Source organism: Actinoallomurus sp. NPDC052274, from assembly GCF_040679475.1.
In the GTDB taxonomy this organism is placed as follows: domain Bacteria; phylum Actinomycetota; class Actinomycetes; order Streptosporangiales; family Streptosporangiaceae; genus Actinoallomurus; species Actinoallomurus liliacearum.
Map to the genome: position 1 here is coordinate 14,981 of NZ_JBFAUT010000032.1, position 17,261 is coordinate 32,241.

Genomic DNA, 17,261 nt, shown 5'->3' on the forward strand with positions numbered 1-17,261 from the left:
CTCAGTTCACCTCGTAGTGGGAGGCCCGGCGGCTCAGCCAGAGCTGGACCATGGTCACGGCCAGGATCACCACGAACAGCGCGCTGCCGATCGCGGCGGCGTAGCCGCCGTCGAAGTCCACGAACGCCTGCTGGTACAGGTAGTAGACCAGGACCGTGCTGGCGTGCAGGGGGCCGCCCTTCGTGGTCACGTAGACCTCGTCGAACAGCTGCAACGCGTTGATCGTCAACCAGACCAGGAGGAAGGACGAGGCCGGCGCGAGCAGCGGCAGTTCGACCTTCCAGAACGCCTTCACCCGTCCGCAGCCGTCCAGGGCCGCGGCCTCCATGAGCTCACGCGGGACGTTCTGCAGGGCCGAGAGATAGATGATCACCGCGAAGCCGAGCCAGCCCCAGACGGTCATCCCCACGACCGCGGGCAGCGCCTCGCCCGTGCTCTGGAAGAACCCCTGCTGGGGCAGGCCCACCTTGCCCAGGGCGGCGTTCACCAGGCCGAACTGCGGGTTGAGGAGCCAGCTGAAGATCACACCGGTGGCGACCGTCGAGGTCACCAGCGGGACGTAGACCGCCATCCGGTAGAACGTCATGCCGCGCACCTTCTGGTTGAGCAGCACGGCGATGGGGACGGCCAGCAGCATCGTGATCGGCACGAACAGCACGCAGTAGACCAGGGTCTGCCGGGCCGCCTGCCAGAAGACCGGGTCGTGCACCATCTTCTGGTAGTTGGCGGCTCCGGTCCACGTGCCCGGCGACGTCAGGTCCGTCTCCTGGAAGGACAGCAGCAGCGACCAGACGACCGGGACCAGGCCGAACAGCCCGATGAGGAGCACGGCCGGGGACACGAAGGCCCAGCCGGCGAAGTGGTCGGCCCGGCGCATCCGGGGGCCGGGCCCGCGGACCCGGCGGCCACGCGGGGCGGACCGGCGTTCGCGCGCGGCCCGGTCGGCCGCCGCGACCGCCATTACGCGCCCGCCATGACGGTGTTGACCTGGTCACGCGCCTGATCCAGCGCGGCCTGGGGCTGCGCCTTGCCGAGCAGCACCGCCTGGACCGCCAGGCCGAGGGCCTGGGAGATCTTGGAGTACTCGGGGATGTTCGGCCGCGACTTCGTGGCGTTCTTCTCCAGGTTGTCGACGAAGACCTTGTTGCCGGGGTACTTCTTCAGGAACTGCTGGTAGCCCGGCAGCTGCGTCTCCGACTGCCGCAGCGGCAGGTCACCGGTGGCGGTGGAGAAGCGCAGGTGGACCTCCGGGGAGGTCAGCCACTGCAGGAACGCCCACGCGGTCTTGCGGTCGGACTTGTTGAACAGCATGTAGTTGTCCGGCCCGGCGATCGTGGCGTGGGTGACCTTGCCGGGCAGGATCTGGACGCCGTACGACACGTCCTTGGTGATGGAGCCCAGGTCCCACGGGCCCGTCCACAGCATCCCGATCTTCCCGGAGTTGAACAGGTTGAGGTACTGCTGGTCGCCGCCGTCGAGGTAGACCGAGTGGTCGGTCACGGACATGTCGTGCAGCAGCTGCATGGCGGACAGGCCGGCGGGCGAGTCGAAGGCGGCCTTCTTGCCGTCCGGGGTGAGCAGGTCGCCGCCCGCCTGCCACAGCAGCGCGAGGAACCGCCAGACGGTGTCCTCGGTGCCGTCGTTGACGTAGGCCCAGCCGTACTGCTTCTTACCCGCGTCGGTCAGCTTGCGCGCGGCGTTCTGGAAGTCGGTCCAGGTCCAGGACGGCGTCGGGTACGAGAGGCCGGCCGCGTCGAACAGCTTCTTGTTGTAGACCAGCGCCAGGTTGTCCACCAGCGCGGGAACGCCGTAGATCTTGCCGTCCGGGGTGGTGGCCGCCTGCCGGGCGGCCGGGAAGAAGTCGTCCCACTTGAAATCGGCGGTGCCCTTCACCAGCGAGGTGATGTCCTGCGTCTGGTGGCGCTTGGCCAGCGTGGTGATCGACGAGCCGAATTCGTAGGCCACTCCGGGCGTCTTGCCGGACACGAACGCGCCGAGCGTCTTCTTCAGGGCGTCGTCGTTGCTGCCGGCGAACGTGACGTTCACCTTCTCGTCGGGATGGGCCTGGTTCCACTCCTGGCCGAGTGCGGCGATCTCCTTGGCCTCCGGCCCGGTGTAGCCGTGCCAGAAGATGGCCGCGCCGTGGGAGGATCCGGATCCTCCTCCGGAGCAGGCCGCCACGGCCCCGAGAGCGAGCGTGGTGGCCATCGCCATGAGCCGCGTACCGGCCGTACGGCCGAGCAGACGAGTTCTTGCGCGCGTCATTGATACTCCCTGGGCTGGCCGCCCGCGCATGCGCTTCAGTCAGATTCGGTGCTCGTTTGCGAGCAATGCATGGGACTTTAGATCAGAATCAATCACGTATACAAGGCGTTCTGCGAACAACACGGTCACATTGCCGCAACCGATCAGCGGTCGATCATCGACGTTCGCGCACGACGGAGCCCCGGGCCGCGCCTGCGAACCCGGGGCTCCGTCTCGTCGTCGGGCGGCCGTCGGCCGCCTCTCGGCTACTCGCCGGCCTCCAGGTCGCCTTCCAGGTCGAGATAGGTCCGGCGCAGCCGGTCCAGCGTCTCCGGGTCGGGTTCGGCCCACAGGCGGCGGTCGGCGGCCTCCAGAAGGCGTTCGGTGATGCCGCGCAGCGCCCAGGGGTTCGACTGCTCCATGAACGCGCGGTTCTCGGCGTCGAAGACGTACTCCTGGGCGAGCTTCTCGTACATCCAGTCGTCCACCACCCCGGCCGTCGCGTCGTACCCGAACAGGTAGTCGACGGTGGCCGCGAGCTCGAACGCGCCCTTGTAGCCGTGCCGGCGCATCGCGGCGATCCAGCGCGGGTTCACGACGCGCGCCCGGAACACCCGGTGCGTCTCCTCCCCGAGCGTCCGCGTCCGGACCTGGTCCGGCAGCGCGGAGTCGCCGACGTACGCGGCCGGGTTCCGCCCGGTCAGCGCCCGGACCATGGCGACCATGCCGCCGTGGTACTGGAAGTAGTCGTCGGAGTCCATGATGTCGTGCTCACGGGTGTCCTGGTTCTTGGCCGCGACCGAGATGCGGCGGAACGCCGCCTCCATGTCGCCGCGCGCCTCCCGTCCGTCCAGGCCGCGCCCGTACGCGTAGCCGCCCCACACGGCGTACACCTCGGCGAGGTCCCGGTCGTCCCGCCAGTTGCGGGCGTCGATCAGCGGCAGCAGCCCCGCCCCGTACGCCCCCGGCTTGGAACCGAAGATCCGGCTGGTCGCGCGCCGCCAGTCCCCGTGCTCGGCGAGGTCCTCCAGGGCGTGCGCACGGACGTGGTTATCCGGCTCGTCGAGCCGCGCGACCGCGCCGATCGCGTCGTCCATCAGCGCGATGACGTGCGGGAACGCGTCCCGGAAGAAGCCGGAGATGCGCAGCGTGACGTCGACGCGGGGCCGCCCCAGCTCCTCGCGCGGGATGACCTCGAAGCCCGTGACGCGACGGGACGCCTCATCCCAGACCGGGCGGACGCCGATCAGCGCGAGCACCTCGGCGATGTCGTCGCCCTGCGTCCGCATCGCGGACGTGCCCCACACCGTGAGCCCGACGCTGCGCGGGTACTCGCCGGTGTCGTCCAGGTGCCGCCGGACCAGGGACTCGGCGAGGGACACCCCCACGTCCCACGACGTGCGGGACGGGATGGCCTTCGGGTCGACGGAGTAGAAGTTGCGGCCGGTCGGCAGCACGTTGACCAGCCCGCGGGTCGGCGACCCGGACGGCCCGGCGGGGACGTACCCGCCGTCGAGCGCGTGCAGGACCGCGTCGAGCTCCCCGGACGTCGCGTCCAGCCGGGGCACGACCTCCCGTGCCCCGAACTCCAGCAGCGCCACGACCTCGGAAACCTCGCGGCCGAGCACCTCGGCGCACACGGTCGCCGCCCGGGAGGCGTCCCAGCCGAGCGTCTCCATCCCGACGACGAGCCGGCGCGCGGCCGCCTCCAGCAGGTCGACCACGTCCGACGCGGTACGGGCGGGCCCGTCCACGACCTCGGTCAGCGCCGTCGCCTCGACCCGCGCGCCGGGCACCGCGAGCAGCTCCCGCTCGTCCAGCCCGTACGCCGCCGCGATCGCCGCGCGCAGTCCGGGCAGCGCGCCGGCCCGCCCGGCCCACACCTGCGCGGCGCGCAGCACCGCGAGCACCAGGTTCACCCGCTGCTCCGCCTCCGGCGCCTGCCCGAGGATGTGCAGGCCGTCCCGGATCTGCACGTCCTTGACCTCGCAGAGGTACCCGTCGATGTGCAGGACGAAGTCGTCGAAGTCGGCCTCGCCCGGCTCGTCGGTGACGTGCAGGTCGTGGTGGAGCTGGGCGGCCTGCACGAGCGTCCAGATCTGGGCGCGTACGGTCGGCAGCTTCGTCGGGTCGAGCGCCTGCACGGTGGCGTACTCATCGAGGAGCTGCTCGAGCTTGGCCAGGTCGCCGTACGTCTCCGCGCGCGCCATCGGCGGCACGAGATGGTCGACGATGACGGCGTGGCCACGCCGCTTGGCCTGCGTGCCCTCGCCGGGGTCGTTGACGATGAACGGGTAGACGAGCGGCAGGTCGCCGAGGACCGCGTCCGGCGCGCACTCGGCCGCGAGCCCGAGGCCCTTGCCGGGCAGCCACTCGAGCGTGCCGTGCTTGCCGAGGTGGACCACGGCGTCCGCGCCGAACACCTCGTCCAGCCAGCGGTACGCCGCCAGGTAGTGGTGCGAGGGCGGCAGGTCGGGGTCGTGGTAGATCGCCACCGGGTTCTCCCCGAACCCGCGCGGCGGCTGGATCATCAGCACGACGTTCCCGAACCGCAGCGATGCCAGGACCACGTCGTCGCCGTCGGTGTACAGCTCGCCCGGCGGCTCGCCCCAGTGCTCCCGCATCCGCTCGCGCAGCGGCTCCGGCAGCGCGGTGAACCACCGCTCGTAGTCCTTCAGCGGGACCCGGGCGGGCGCGGCGCGGAGCTGTTCCTCGGTCAGCCACTCGACGTCGTGCCCGCCCGCCGCGATCAGCGAGTGAATGAGCTCGTCCCCGTCCTCGGGGTACTCGCCGACGTCGTAGCCCGCCGTACGCAGCGCCCCGAGCAGGCGGACCGCCGAGGCGGGGGTGTCCAGGCCGACGGCGTTGCCGACCCGGGAGTGCTTGGTCGGGTACGACGACAGCACGATCGCCAGCCGGCGCTCGGCGACCCGCGTGTGCCGGAGCCGGGCCTGGCGGACGGCGATGCCGGCGACCCGCGCGGCGCGCTCCGGGTCGGCGGCGTAGACCGGGATGCCGTCCGGCCCGTCCTCCTTGAAGGAGAACGGCACCGAGATCAGCCGGCCGTCGAACTCGGGGATCGCGACCTGCATCGCGGCGTCCATCGGGGATAGCGCGGCGTCCGACGCCTCCCAGGTCGCGCGGGACGTCGTCAGGCACAGGCCCTGGACGACGGGCACGTCCAGCGTGGCGAGCGCCCCGGCGTCCCAGGCGTCCTCGTCCCCGCCCGCCGACGCGTCCGCGGCCACCGCTCCCCCGCCGGCCAGCACGGTGACGACGAGTGCGTCCGCCCGCCCGAGCAGCGCCAGCAGCCCTTCGTCGGCGGAGCGCAGCGAGCCGCAGAAGACGGGCAGCGCGTTCGCGCCCAGCTCCTCGATCCGCGCGCACAGCGTGTCCACGAACGCGGTGTTGCCGGAGAGTTCGTGCGCCCGGTAGAAGACGACGCCGACGGTCGGCCGGCCGTCCTTCGGCTCGCCGCCCGTACGGTGCAGGCCGTACGCGGGCATCTCCCGTGGCGCCTCGAACCCCTCACCGGTGAGCAGCAGGGTGTCGGACAGGAAGCGCGCCAGCTCCCGCAGGTTGTCCACGCCGCCTTCGCGCAGGTACGCCAGCGCCTCCGCGGCGACCCCGGCGGGCACCGTCGACAGCGCCATCAGCTCCGCGTCCGGCGCGGCCTCGCCGCCGAGCGCGATGAGCGGCACGTCCCTGCGGCGCAGATCCTCGACGCCCTCCCGCCAGGTCTTCAGCCCGCCGAGCAGCCGGACGACGACGACGTCGACGCCCTCGCACAGGGCGTCCAGGTCGGCGACGTCGAGGCGGGACGGATTGCCCGTCGCGTACCCGGCGTCCGCGGAACGCGCGGACAGGAGTTCGGTGTCGGCGGTGGAGAGCAGCAGGACACGCACGTGTCGGTTCCTTCCCTCGGGAGTCCTCGCCCCGGCTCGGGTGAAAGGTCGCCGACGGCGGGAAGTCTCCTGACTTCCAGGTCGCCGCTCCCCCGCGGCCTTCCAGCTCATCGCCGTGGCCGTACGTGCGGGCTCGCTACCTGGTCACAGTTGCGGGACAGCCCCGGACTCGCACCGGGTTCCTTCCCTCGCCGTCGCGCGCCCAGTCTACGAGCGCGCCCCCACCGGCGCACCGCCCCGGGACCCCACGATCCGGCCCGTTCCGCGCTCACGTCTTCGGGGCGGACACGACAGAGCCCGCCCCGCGAAGGTGCGAGGCGGGCTCCAGTGTGCCGGTCACCGGCCGTCCGGGCGACGGGCTCACCGGCCGCGTGGCGGCCGGCGGCCGTCGTCAGGCCATGCCGGCGGCCTGGTGGAACGGGTCCGGCGATCCGGACCCGTCAGCGCTCGTACTCCCGAGGCCAGGAGCCCATGAGGATCCTGCCGTCGGGGTACATGATCGTGCCGTCGGTGTACAGCACCGGGCGTGCCTTCTCCTGCGGGAGGAAGCACCGGTCGGCCGTACGGATCGTGTATCCCCGGGGGGCCCTGAAGTCGAGCACCGCTGCGACCATCCAGAACCGGTTGCCGCCGTCCTGGCGCAGCGGGATCTCCACACGGGTCTCCAGGCTCTTGGTGACGTCGTCGGCGATGGTGACGGTCGCCCCCAGCTCCGAGAAGGCATGGGCACCCCTCTTCTGGTGCGCCAGCAGTGCCACGAACCGCTGCCTGTTGAGCATGGTGATCCGGAGCCTCGCGAAGCCCGCCCGCTCCGAGTCGTTGAGGAACTCCACGAAGGGCGCGGACGTCAGGTCGCCCCTGTTCTTGCGGTGCACGACGCTCGGGCCGGCCGAGGCCCGGCGCCATCCGATCTTCTTCTTCGGGGGCGCGGGGTGGTTGTCCCCGGCGGTCAGGGCGTACAGCTGCAGACCGGACCTGCCGCGCGGGCCGCCGGCACCGGGCCGCCAGGTGAGGTCGGCCGTGACCGTGATCCCGCCGCCCGGCCGACCTGCGTAGTCGGCCCCGACGACCGTGCCGTCGCACTCGTTCGGTTCGGGCGCCTGCTGGGAGCTGAGGCTTTCGAACATTTCCGCGTCCTTTTCATCGAGGTTGGCGAGAGGCGCTTTCGCCTCTCGCCAACGACTGTGCGCCGCGAGCCCGAAGCGCAAGTCGGGAACCCCGTGACACCCACCTCGACGTCGGCGAAGGCGGTGCTCAGCGGTTGTGCGCTCCGGCCGGCAGGACGGGCTCGGCCGGCCGGGGCGACACGGGGCCGCGGCGGTCGAGGGCGCCGGAGACGAGCGCCACCGCGAGGCCGGCCACGCCGAGGACGGCGGCGATCCAGGTCGTCGAGGCGTAGCCGAGGCCGGCGTCGATGGCGAGGCCGCCGAGGAACGGCCCGACCGTGTTGCCGAGGTTGAACGCCGCGATGTTGGCCGCGGACGCCATCGTCGGCGCGCCCGCCGCCGTGTCCAGCACGCGGGTCTGCAGCGGCGCGATCGTGGCGCTGCCGACCACGCCGAGCAGCAGCATCACGACGACCACCGCGGCCTTGCTGTGGACGACGAGGAGCAGGAGGACCGACACGGCGATCACGGCGGCGAGGATCGCGTACAGGCTGGGCATGAGGGCGCGGTCGGCGAGCCGGCCGCCGAGCGCGTTGCCGGCCACCATGCCGAGGCCGAACAGCACCATGAGGATCGGCACCGCCCCCGAGGAGAACCCGGTGACGCGGGTCGCGATCGGCGCGACGTAGGTGATGACGGTGAAGACCGGGGCCCAGCCGAGGGCCGTCATGGCCAGCGCGAGCCAGACCTGACCGTGCCGGAAGACCGACAGCTCACGGCGGAGGCCGGTGTCGGCGGACGGCCGCGGCTGTCCCGGGACCAGGGTGACGATGCCCGCGAGGGCGACCAGGCCGATCGCGGTGACCACCCAGAACGTGGACCGCCAGCCGAGGGCCTGGCCGAGCGCGGTGCCGCCCGGTACGCCGAGGACGTTGGCGACGGTCAGGCCGGTGAACATCATCGCGATCGCGCCGGCCCGCTTCTCGGGCCGGACGAGGTCGGCGGCGACGACGGAGCCGATGCCGAAGTAGGCGCCGTGGGCGAAGGCGGTCACCAGCCGGGCGACCATGAGCACGCCGTACGTGGGGGCGAGCGCGCACAGGAGGTTGCCCACGGTGAACAGCGCCATCAGCGCCACGAGCATGGTCTTGCGGGAGATCCGCGACCCGAGCGCGGTCAGCAGGGGCGCGCCGACGACGACGCCGAAGGCGTACCCCGACACCAGGAGCCCGGCGGTGGGGATGGAGACGTGGAGGTCGGTGGACAGATCGGGAAGCAGGCCACTGATGACGAACTCGGTGGTGCCGATGCCGAAGCCGCCGATCGCCAGGGCGAGCAGCGCGATGGGCATGGAGTCTCCTCCGCGTAGACTGGGCGGCGTGAGCAATAGTCAGCGCAAGCATTAGTTGCACACGCCTGCTACTTGCAGACGCCGACTATCTCACCACGCAATCGGTGAGATGCCAAACGAGAAGAGGGGTGACCCATGCCACTGCCCGATGACGCGGCCGAGGCCCGCGCCCAGGGCTGGCGTACCCTCGCCGCCCTGCACGCCCGGATCGAGGACAGGGTCGAGCGGGCCCTGCAGGCCGAGCACGACCTGAGCGTGAACGAGTACTGCACCCTCCACCTGCTGTCCCGCCAGGCGGACTGGCACATGCGGATGCAGCAGCTCGCGAACGCCCTGGTCCTGAGCCAGAGCGCCACGACCCGCCTCGTCACCCGCCTGGAGAAGCGCGGCCTGCTCCGCCGCTACCTGTGCGAGGACGACCGGCGGGGCATCTACACGGAGGTCACCGAGGCGGGCGGGGAACTCCTCGCCAAGGCCACCCCCACCCACAACGCGGCACTGGAGGCCGCGCTCGCCGACGCCGCCGCGCTCCCAGAGCTGGCCCCGCTGGTCCGGGCGCTGGAGACCCTCCCGAACCTCACCCCGAGCGGCTGACCGCGCACGAAGGCATCCGGCCGCGCGCATCCCGTCGCGGGTTTGGAATCACGAGAGCATCGCGTCCATCGCCCGCAGCACGGAGCCCTCTACTCCGAGAGTCCGCGCGGCATCGCATCGCCTCTCGCCCCGCTGGCGGCGAGCAGTTCCCTACCCTGACGCAGGGGCGCTGAACAGGCAATGTGCCGCAGCGGGATAGCGTGGGGACGTGGGCGGGGCTGGGCGGGTCGGTCAGAGCGTTCGGGTTCGGCCGCCGGCGCGGCTGGCGGCGGTGGTGGCGCGGTGTGTCGGGTATCGATACGAGGGCTTCCCGCCGGGCACGCATCTGGGGCTGCCGTCCCGGCACCTGACCGTGGTTCTCAGCCTGGGCGCCCCGACCCGTACGAGCGGCCCGTCCGGCCGGGCGGCGGCCGCCTTCACCGCCCTCGCCGGAGGGCTGCACACCCGGCCGGTGCGGATCTCGCACGACGGCGACCTCGCGGGCGTACAGCTCGACCTCACGCCGGAGGGGGCTCGTTCGCTGTTCGGGCTGCCCGCCGCCGAGCTCGGCTCGGCGGTCCTGTCCCTCGACGACCTGATCGGCACCCGTGCCGGGGAGCTCGTCGAACGGCTGGCCGAGGCTTCGACCTGGCCGGCGCGCTTCGCCGCGGTCGACGACGTGCTGTCGCGGGGCATCGGCGGGCTGCCGGCCCCGGCGCCCGAGGTCGGGTACGCCTGGCGGCGGCTCGCCGACACGGACGGCACCGTGCGGATCGGCGACCTCGCACGCGAGGTCGGGTGGAGCCGGCGGCACCTGGGCGAGCGGTTCGCGGCGGAGTACGGCCTGCGGCCGAAGGAGGCGGCCCGCGTCATGCGGTTCGAGCGGTCCAAGCGGCTCCTCAAGGAGCCCGGCCGCCCGTCACTGGCGGCCGCGGCGGCGGCGTGCGGCTACTACGACCAGGCGCACCTCGCCCGCGAGTGGAACGAGCTCGCCGGGTGCCCCCCGTCCGTGTGGCTGACCGGCGAGGAGCTCCCATTCGTCCAAGACGGTGACGACACCGCCGGGGAACGATGAGGCCATGAGCGAAACACGAGTCTGGCCCGCACTCCGCTACAAGGACGCCCACGCCGCCATCCGGTTCCTCGTCGACGCCTTCGGGTTCGAGGAGGTCGCGGTCTACGAGGACGACGGCCGGGTCGCCCACGCCGAGCTGCGCGTCCCCGGAGGAGGCGGCGTCATGCTGGGCGGCGCCGACCGGGCCGACAGCCCGATCGCCGGCCTGCCCCCGGGCACGGGGTCGGTGTACGTCGTCACCGACGCGCCCGACGCGCTGTACGAGCGGGCGGTGGCGGCGGGCGCGACCGTGGTCCAGGGCCTGACCGACCAGGACTACGGTTCCCGCGACTTCACCGTACGGGACCCCGAGGGCGTCTTCTGGAGCTTCGGCACCTACGCCGGCGCCGGGTCCTGAACCGGGGCGAAGACCGGGCAGCCGAGCCACTCCTCGGCGTGCACCGGCGGCGGGGCGCCCTGCGACACCGCGATGCGCAGCGGCCAGAACGGCTCGCGGGGCGCCTCGGCCGCCAGCCTCGTCAAGAACGCGGACGTCGAGAGCAGCACGCTCGCCCGGTGCCGGCGCACCCGCTCGGCGACCGCGGCGATCGACCGCCGCCCGGAGTCCAGCACCGCGCTGGCCCCGGAGTACAGCGGTAGGAAGACGGTGTTGCGCAGCCCCGCCGGGTCGTAGGTCTTGGGAACGGAGAACAGCACGTCGTTCTGCCGCAGCCCGAACGGCTCCATCGCCAGGAAGGACGCCTCCGGATCGCCGTGCGCGTACACCTCGCCGTACTGCGCGAACGCCGGCGTGCCCGGATGCACCGGGTACGCCGGCGGCGTGGTCGCCCGCGCCATGCCGACGACGAGCTCACCGGGGGTGATGACCTTCTCGTGCCGGCCGGGCGCGCACACCCCGACCTCGCCCGGCGGGAGCATCGACGCCTCCGGGTCGGCGATCAGCGCGATCGCCCCGATCCGTACGGCGCCGAGGAACGCCCACACGAACTCGATCGACGCCGGCAGCCCGATCACCACCCGGTCGCCCGGCCGTACCCCGTGCGCCCACAGGAACCCGGCCGCACGCCCCGCCCCCCGGTGGACCTCGCCCTGCGTGAAGACGTCCTCCCCGTACAGGAACGCCGCCCGGTCACGCCAGCCGAACGCCCGCGTCCACTCGCTCAGCGACTCGGCCAGATTGGCATCCGGCGACGGGTCGGGCATGCGTGCTCCTTCACCGATCGATGGCCCCCATGGGAGATTAGGCCGATCCCTCGTGCCGGGACAGACCCGCAGCGTGATCAAATGGCCATGAAGGAGGCCATCTGTGGACAACCTGCGCGTCGCTTTGATCGGGTATGGGACCGGAGGCGCGGTCTTTCACGCCCCGCTCATCTCCGCCGCTCCCGGCCTGGAGCTGGCCGCCGTCGTGACCCGGGACCCGGCGCGGCGGGCCGCCGTCCGCGACCGGTACGCCGGCGCGGAGCTGCTCGACGCGCCCGACGACGTCTGGTCCGGCGGGTACGACCTGGTCGTCGTGACGACGCCGAACCGCACGCACGCGCCGCTCGCCCGCGCGGCGCTCGACGCGGGCCTCCCCGTCGTCGTCGACAAGCCGGTCGCGGTGACCGCCGCCGAGGCCCGGTCGCTGGCCGGCGGCCCGCTGGTCGTGCCGTTCCACAACCGCCGCTGGGACGGCGACTTCCGGACCGCCGCCCGGCTCATCGGCGACGGAACGCTCGGGCGGGTGCTGCGGTTCGAGTCGCGGTTCACGCGCTGGCGCCCGCAGATCAAGCCGGGTTGGAAGGAGACGGCCGACCCGGCCGCCGCCGGCGGCGTCCTGTACGACCTCGGCGCGCACCTCATCGACCAGGCGATCACGCTGTTCGGGCCGCCCGTGGCCGTCCACGCCGAGCTGGACGTACGGCGGCCCGGCGCCGAGGCGGTCGACGACGCGTTCGTCGCGCTGACCCACGCGAACGGCGTCCGGTCCCACCTGTGGATGGGCGCGATCAGCGCGGACCTCGGCCCGCGCTTCCGGGTGCTGGGGGATCGCGCCGCGTACGTCACCCACGGCCTGGACGTCCAGGAGGACCAGCTCCGCGCCGGCCGCACGCCGGAGGACCCGGAGTACGGCGTGACGCCGCCCGAGGCGTACGGGCGGGTCGGCACCCCCGGCGACACCCGCCCGGAACCGACCGACCCGGGCCGCTACCAGGACTTCTACCCGGCCGTCGCCGCGGCGGTCCGCGGCGAGGGCCCACCCCCGGTCACGCTCGAGGATGCCGTGGCCGGCCTCGATGTCATCGAGACCGCGACCCGCCAGACGGGATGACGCCTCCGGTCGGCGGCGTGGCAGGCCCCGCCCGGGAACGCGTCCCGCGAGTCACGCGACGGCCAAGGAACTTACGAGCCGTATGGCCGTTCCCCCCGGCGCGCGGACAGTACGAGGCCGAAGGCTAAAGCGATCCTTCGCCTGCATGGAGGTACAACGAAAATGCGAAACGAAATGCGCCGGTGGGCCCTGCCCACCGTCCTGGCCGTAAGCGTCATGCTGGGCCTGTCCGCCTGCGCCGGCCGTAACGACGGCCACGTGCACCCCTGCACGACGCCCACGCCGCATCACAGCACGCCGCTCAACAGCACGCCGTGCTACACCACTCCGGCTGCCCACAAGACGCCGTCCCACAAGACGCCGTCCCACAAGGCGCCGTCGCTCAACAAGGTGCCGTCCCACAAGGCGCCGTCGCTTCACAAGGCGGCGGCGAACCGGAGCGGGAAGCGCCGCTGAGACACCGGCGGGCACCGCGCGCTGACTCGCGGCGCCGCCACTGAGCACCTGCGCAGGCAGCAGAGGCTCGTCAGCTGACGGCTGACGCCATGTGATGTCCCGGCGGTTCGGGGTGGGATCGGCTCCAGGCCGCGCCCCTCCCCACCGCCGGGACATTCTTCTATTTCCGCCCCTATTCCGACCGAGCGGTCATCGTCCCGGGTGCTGCCGGGCGATGACGTGGAGGAGGGCGGCCACGCCCCGGTACGGGCCGGTGTGGCCGGCGCGTTCCTCGCAGGACAGGAGCGCAGCCAGTTGCTCGGGCTCGGGGAGGGGCGCGTCGTCGGCGGCGGTGTCGGTGAAGACCCGGACGCCGTACCAGGCGATCCGGGTCATGCGGCGCTCGTCCAGCGCCGCTGTCAGGTCGGCGAGCCGGTCGGCTCGGGCGTCGACGCCGATCCGGTTGCGGTGCCTGCGTGCCCTGGCCGCATCCGATGTCCAGGACGTCCCCCGGCTCGGCGTCCTGAAGGTGGTGGGCGAGCTGCCGGGTCACCAGTTCCTGGCGGACGACCTGCCGCAGCGTCCCGAGGCCCGCCCGCCAGCGGTCCTCGCCCGGGGTGAAAGTACTCATGCGCCCTCCATCATCGGAGGAACGACCAGAGACGCCGCGCTCATCGATTCACTCGCTCCGCTCGCTCATGGGGTCGCCCCGGCCGGCGGGACGACGGGGAGGTTCGCGGGCGCGCCGCTCTCGATGAGGCGCCACAGGGCGTCGGTGTCGAGGTGCTGGTCGACCAGGTCGCCGAGGGCGTCGAGCTGGGCCTCCCGCAGCGCGGCGAAGTCGGTGTCCGGTGCCGGGGTGAAGTCGCGTCCCGCCACCTGCGCGACCTCGCGGAGGAACGCGCGGCGGAAGCCGTCGTTCTCCAGCGCGCCGTGCCAGGTCGTGCCCCAGACCGCCCCGTCGCGGCAGCCGTCGAGGAACGGCTCCCCGCCCTCCACCGCCGCCACGCCGTGGTGGATCTCGTACGCGCGCACCGGTTCGCCGTACGCCGTGCCGCCGGGCCTGCCGAGGATCTTCTCGGGCCCGAACTCGACGCGGACCGGCAGCAGCCCGAGGCCCGGCACGGGCCCGGCCATCGACTCGATGTCGTCGAGGATCTCGCGGGCCAGCATCTGGTAGCCGCCGCAGATTCCGAGCACCGGCCGGCCCGCCCGCGCCCGGCGTACGACCTCGGCGGCCAGTCCGCGCTCGTGCAGCCAGGCCAGGTCGGAGACGGTGGCCCGGGAGCCGGGCAGCACGACCAGGTCGGCGTCGGCCAGCTCGCCGGGCGTGGTCGCGAACCGCACGCTGACGCCGGGCTCGGCGGCCAGGGCGTCGAGGTCGGTGAAGTTCGAGATCCGGGGCAGGCGGGCGACCGCGACCCGCAACGTCTCCCCCGCGACCGCCGGGCGCGTCTCGGGGCGCGCGTCCAGGGCGAGGGAGTCCTCGACGTCCAGCCAGAGCCCGCCGAGCCAGGGCAGCACGCCGTACACCGGCCGACCGGTCAGCGCGGTGATCTGCGCCAGGCCGGGGGCCAGCAGCTCCGGCGCGCCGCGGAACTTGTTGATGACGAACCCGGCGATGAGCCGCTGGTCCGCGGGCTCCAGCAGGCCGACCGTCCCGTACAGCGCGGCGAACACCCCGCCTCGGTCGATGTCGCCGACCACGATCACCGGCATGCCGGGCCCGTCCGGGGAACCGGCGGCGCGTGCCAGTCCCATGTTCGCCAGGTCGCCGGCGCGCAGGTTGATCTCGGCGGGGCTGCCCGCGCCCTCGCAGATGACGACGTCGTACTGGGCGCGCAGCTCGGCGAGGCTGCCGAGGACCACCCGGCGCAGCCGCTCCTTGTGCGCGGCGTACCCCATCGCGTCGACCTCGGCGACCGGGTGGCCGAGCACGACCACCTGGCTGCGCCGGTCGCTGCCGGGTTTGAGGAGGACCGGGTTCATGTGCGCGGTCGGCTCGATCCGCGCGGCGGCGGCCTGCATGGCCTGCGCCCGCCCGATCTCCGCGCCGTCGGCGGTGACCATGGAGTTCAGCGACATGTTCTGCGCCTTGAACGGCGCGACCTTGACGCCCTGGCGGGCGAGCCACCGGCAGATCCCCGCCGTGAGGATGCTCTTGCCCGCATCCGAGGTCGTTCCGGCGACCAACAACATCCCGTTGCGCGTGTCCACGGTCGCCGAAGCTAGCAGCCGCGCCGCCGGTCGCGATCGGTCAGGAGGCGCCGAGGCCCCGGTGTGCCAGCTCGAGGACGGCGGCGGTCACCTCCGCGACGTCGATCGGCGTGTCCGCGGCGATGAGGTCGTCGAGCAGGCCGTCGGCCGCGTGGTAGACCATGCGGAACGTCATCGCCGGGTCGCGGGCCTGGAACGCCCCGGCCTCGGCGCCCTCGGTGACGTACGCGCAGATCAGGTCGATGACGCGCTGGTTGGCGCGCTTGCAGATCTCCAGCGCCGTGGCGTTCGCGGAGCCGTAGACGATCCGGTGCAGGTCGGCGTTCCGTACGGCGTGCTCGATGAGCGCGGTGAGCAGCCGGTCGACGGTCGGCCACCAGCCGGCGTCCGCGCCGAGGATGTCCTGGGTCGTGGTGACGATCGCGTCGACGTATCGCTCCCAGAGCGCGCCGAGCAGGTGGTCCTTGGAGTCGAAGTACAGATAGAAGGTGCCCTTGCCGATCTCGGCGGCGTCGGTGAGGTCGCCGATCGTGGCCGCGGTGAACCCGATCGAGCCGAACACCTCCTGACCCGCCCGGAGGATGTCCTCCCGGCGGTCGTCCGGGCTCTTCGTCACCCGCTTGCGCCGGGTCCCCGTCACCATCGCGCCGATCTCCTCTCCGCCGAGGCTCAGGCTACTACGACTGACCCGAGTTCAGTCGGTTGACCGAACGTCGGTCATTCGTGTTGACTGACCGCCAGTCAGTCACAGGGATCTTTGATCGTCCCTGGTCAGATCGCGCTGTGAGGAGTGAGGCCGCGATGTCAGCGACCACCGCCGACGCCGTGCTCCGGGCCCCCGACCAGACGAGCAGGTTGCGGTTCTGGAGCGCCGCGTACACCCTGCTGGTCCTCCTGGCGGGCACCAACCTGCCCACGCCGCTGTACCGGGGCTACCAGCGGACCTTCGGGTTCTCCCCGCTGGTCGTGACGCTGATCTTCGCCGCCTACGTCGCGGCGCTCATCCCGTCACTGCTGGTGGCCGGGCCGCTGTCGGACGCCGTCGGCCACCGTCGGATCCTGCTCCCCGCCGTGGGCGTGGCGGCCGTCGGGGCACTCCTCTTCGCCCTGGCGACCGGGACGGCCTGGCTGTACGCCGCCCGCGTCGCCCAGGGCCTGGCCCTCGGAGCGGCGTCCGGAGCGCTCAGCGCCGTGCTGACGGAACTGGAACCGAACGGCGACCGCCGCCGCGCGGCCCTCGTGACGACCGTCGCGTCGGCCGGCGGGTTGGGTTCCGGGCCGCTCCTGTCGGGTCTCCTGGCCCAGTACGCGCCGGCTCCCCGGGTCCTCCCCTACGTCGTCGAACTCGTCCTCCTGGCCGTGGCGGCCGTGGCGGTGGCGGCGCTGCCGCCGGCGCGCCGGACCACCCGATGGCGGCCCCGGCGACCACGGATTCCGGCGGCGATGCGACCGGTGTTCGTCACCGGTGGCGCGACCGCGTTCCTGGCGTTCGCCGTCGTCGGGCTGTTCCTGACGCTGGTCCCGACGTACGTGACGACGCTGTCGGGCAGCGCGAACCTCGCCCTCAGCGGCGGGTCGGCCACCCTGCTGCTCGGCGCCTCCGCCCTCGCCCAGTTCGTCGCGTACGGGCGGCGGCCCGCCCCGGTCCAGGCGACCGGCCTGGCCCTGCTGGCCGCCGGGCTTCTCCGGCTCGCCGCGGCCGGCGCGGCGGCGTCCCTGCTCCTGCTCCTCACCGCGACGGTGGTGGCCGGGGTGGGCCAGGGCCTGGTGTTCCTGGGCTCCCTCACCGAGGTCAACGGCGCGGCGCCCGCCGACCGCCGGGCCGAGGTCGCGGCCGGCTTCTTCGTCATCGTCTACCTCGGCGTCGGCGCCCCGGTGATCGGCGTCGGCTTCCTCGCCACCGTGACCGGCCTCCTGACCGCCGTACAGGAGTTCGCGTACGCGGCCGCCGCCCTGTGCGTACTGCTACTGGCCGCGCTGACCGTCCGGCGCCGCCGGAACACGCGCCCGATCCCGCCCTCCACCGACTGAACCGCAGAAA

At 72.7% G+C, this 17,261-nt stretch carries 15 protein-coding genes and 1 riboswitch; of the genes, 6 read left to right on the forward strand and 9 right to left on the reverse strand.

What is annotated here, in order from left to right:
- Position 1: 1 nt before the first annotated feature.
- The 5 genes from AB0K82_RS25585 to AB0K82_RS25605 all read right to left on the reverse strand — a co-directional run bounded on the left by AB0K82_RS25585 (position 2) and on the right by AB0K82_RS25605 (position 8,606).
- Positions 2-961 carry a sugar ABC transporter permease gene (locus AB0K82_RS25585; protein ID WP_364401274.1) on the reverse strand — a complete coding sequence of 320 codons (960 nt, stop codon included), beginning with the start codon at positions 959-961 and terminating at the stop codon, positions 2-4.
- Positions 961-2,265 (reverse strand): ABC transporter substrate-binding protein, encoded by a 1,305-nt coding sequence (locus tag AB0K82_RS25590; RefSeq protein ID WP_364401275.1) that lies wholly within the window; start codon positions 2,263-2,265, stop codon positions 961-963. The genes AB0K82_RS25585 and AB0K82_RS25590 overlap by 1 nt, the downstream gene beginning before the upstream one ends.
- Before the next feature lie 245 nt (positions 2,266-2,510).
- Complete coding sequence (gene cobN, locus AB0K82_RS25595) at positions 2,511-6,149, reverse strand: cobaltochelatase subunit CobN (RefSeq protein ID WP_364401276.1); 3,639 nt, start codon at positions 6,147-6,149, stop codon at positions 2,511-2,513.
- 62 nt (positions 6,150-6,211) lie between these two features.
- Positions 6,212-6,334, reverse strand: a riboswitch (cobalamin riboswitch).
- A gap of 255 nt (positions 6,335-6,589) precedes the next feature.
- The gene (locus AB0K82_RS25600) at positions 6,590-7,276 is read right to left on the reverse strand and encodes a hypothetical protein (RefSeq protein ID WP_364401278.1); all 687 of its coding nucleotides are present in this window, start codon (positions 7,274-7,276) and stop codon (positions 6,590-6,592) included.
- A gap of 127 nt (positions 7,277-7,403) precedes the next feature.
- Positions 7,404-8,606, reverse strand: a complete 1,203-nt coding sequence (locus tag AB0K82_RS25605; protein ID WP_364401279.1) for an MFS transporter — start codon at positions 8,604-8,606, stop codon at positions 7,404-7,406.
- 135 nt (positions 8,607-8,741) lie between these two features.
- Here AB0K82_RS25605 and AB0K82_RS25610 point away from each other — a divergent pair, with 135 nt between their 5' ends.
- The 3 genes from AB0K82_RS25610 (at position 8,742) to AB0K82_RS25620 (ending at position 10,651) form a co-directional block, all read left to right on the forward strand.
- The gene (locus AB0K82_RS25610) at positions 8,742-9,200 is read left to right on the forward strand and encodes a MarR family transcriptional regulator (RefSeq protein WP_364401282.1); all 459 of its coding nucleotides are present in this window, start codon (positions 8,742-8,744) and stop codon (positions 9,198-9,200) included.
- A gap of 208 nt (positions 9,201-9,408) precedes the next feature.
- Positions 9,409-10,254: a helix-turn-helix domain-containing protein gene (locus AB0K82_RS25615; protein WP_364401283.1), complete on the forward strand. Its 846-nt coding sequence runs from the start codon at positions 9,409-9,411 to the stop codon at positions 10,252-10,254.
- 4 nt (positions 10,255-10,258) lie between these two features.
- Positions 10,259-10,651, forward strand: coding sequence for a VOC family protein (locus tag AB0K82_RS25620; RefSeq protein WP_364401286.1), 393 nt, complete (start codon positions 10,259-10,261; stop codon positions 10,649-10,651).
- Here the strand turns inward: AB0K82_RS25620 and AB0K82_RS25625 are convergent.
- On the reverse strand, positions 10,630-11,457 hold the full coding sequence (locus tag AB0K82_RS25625) for an AMP-binding protein (RefSeq protein WP_364401289.1): 828 nt from the start codon (positions 11,455-11,457) through the stop codon (positions 10,630-10,632). The two genes, AB0K82_RS25620 and AB0K82_RS25625, sit on opposite strands and share 22 nt — an antisense overlap.
- A 103-nt stretch (positions 11,458-11,560) precedes the next feature.
- Between AB0K82_RS25625 and AB0K82_RS25630 the strand changes: the two genes are divergently transcribed.
- Both AB0K82_RS25630 and AB0K82_RS25635 read left to right on the forward strand, forming a co-directional pair.
- A complete protein-coding gene (locus tag AB0K82_RS25630) occupies positions 11,561-12,568 on the forward strand; it encodes a Gfo/Idh/MocA family oxidoreductase (RefSeq protein ID WP_364401292.1) in 1,008 nt (335 codons plus the stop codon).
- Between the two features lie 162 nt (positions 12,569-12,730).
- Complete coding sequence (locus tag AB0K82_RS25635; RefSeq protein ID WP_364401295.1) at positions 12,731-13,024, forward strand: hypothetical protein; 294 nt, start codon at positions 12,731-12,733, stop codon at positions 13,022-13,024.
- A 189-nt stretch (positions 13,025-13,213) separates the two neighbouring features.
- On the opposite strand, the gene AB0K82_RS25640 is transcribed toward AB0K82_RS25635, so the two are convergent.
- The 3 genes from AB0K82_RS25640 to AB0K82_RS25650 all read right to left on the reverse strand — a co-directional run bounded on the left by AB0K82_RS25640 (position 13,214) and on the right by AB0K82_RS25650 (position 15,863).
- Positions 13,214-13,399 (reverse strand): hypothetical protein, encoded by a 186-nt coding sequence (locus tag AB0K82_RS25640; protein WP_364401297.1) that lies wholly within the window; start codon positions 13,397-13,399, stop codon positions 13,214-13,216.
- A 300-nt stretch (positions 13,400-13,699) separates the two neighbouring features.
- Positions 13,700-15,202 (reverse strand): cobyric acid synthase, encoded by a 1,503-nt coding sequence (locus AB0K82_RS25645; protein WP_364401439.1) that lies wholly within the window; start codon positions 15,200-15,202, stop codon positions 13,700-13,702.
- Positions 15,203-15,260: 58 nt separating this feature from the next.
- On the reverse strand, positions 15,261-15,863 hold the full coding sequence (locus AB0K82_RS25650) for a TetR/AcrR family transcriptional regulator (RefSeq protein WP_364401300.1): 603 nt from the start codon (positions 15,861-15,863) through the stop codon (positions 15,261-15,263).
- 158 nt (positions 15,864-16,021) lie between these two features.
- On the opposite strand from AB0K82_RS25650, the gene AB0K82_RS25655 reads away from it, so the two are divergent.
- Positions 16,022-17,251, forward strand: coding sequence for an MFS transporter (locus AB0K82_RS25655; RefSeq protein WP_364401303.1), 1,230 nt, complete (start codon positions 16,022-16,024; stop codon positions 17,249-17,251).
- Positions 17,252-17,261 lie beyond the last annotated feature (10 nt).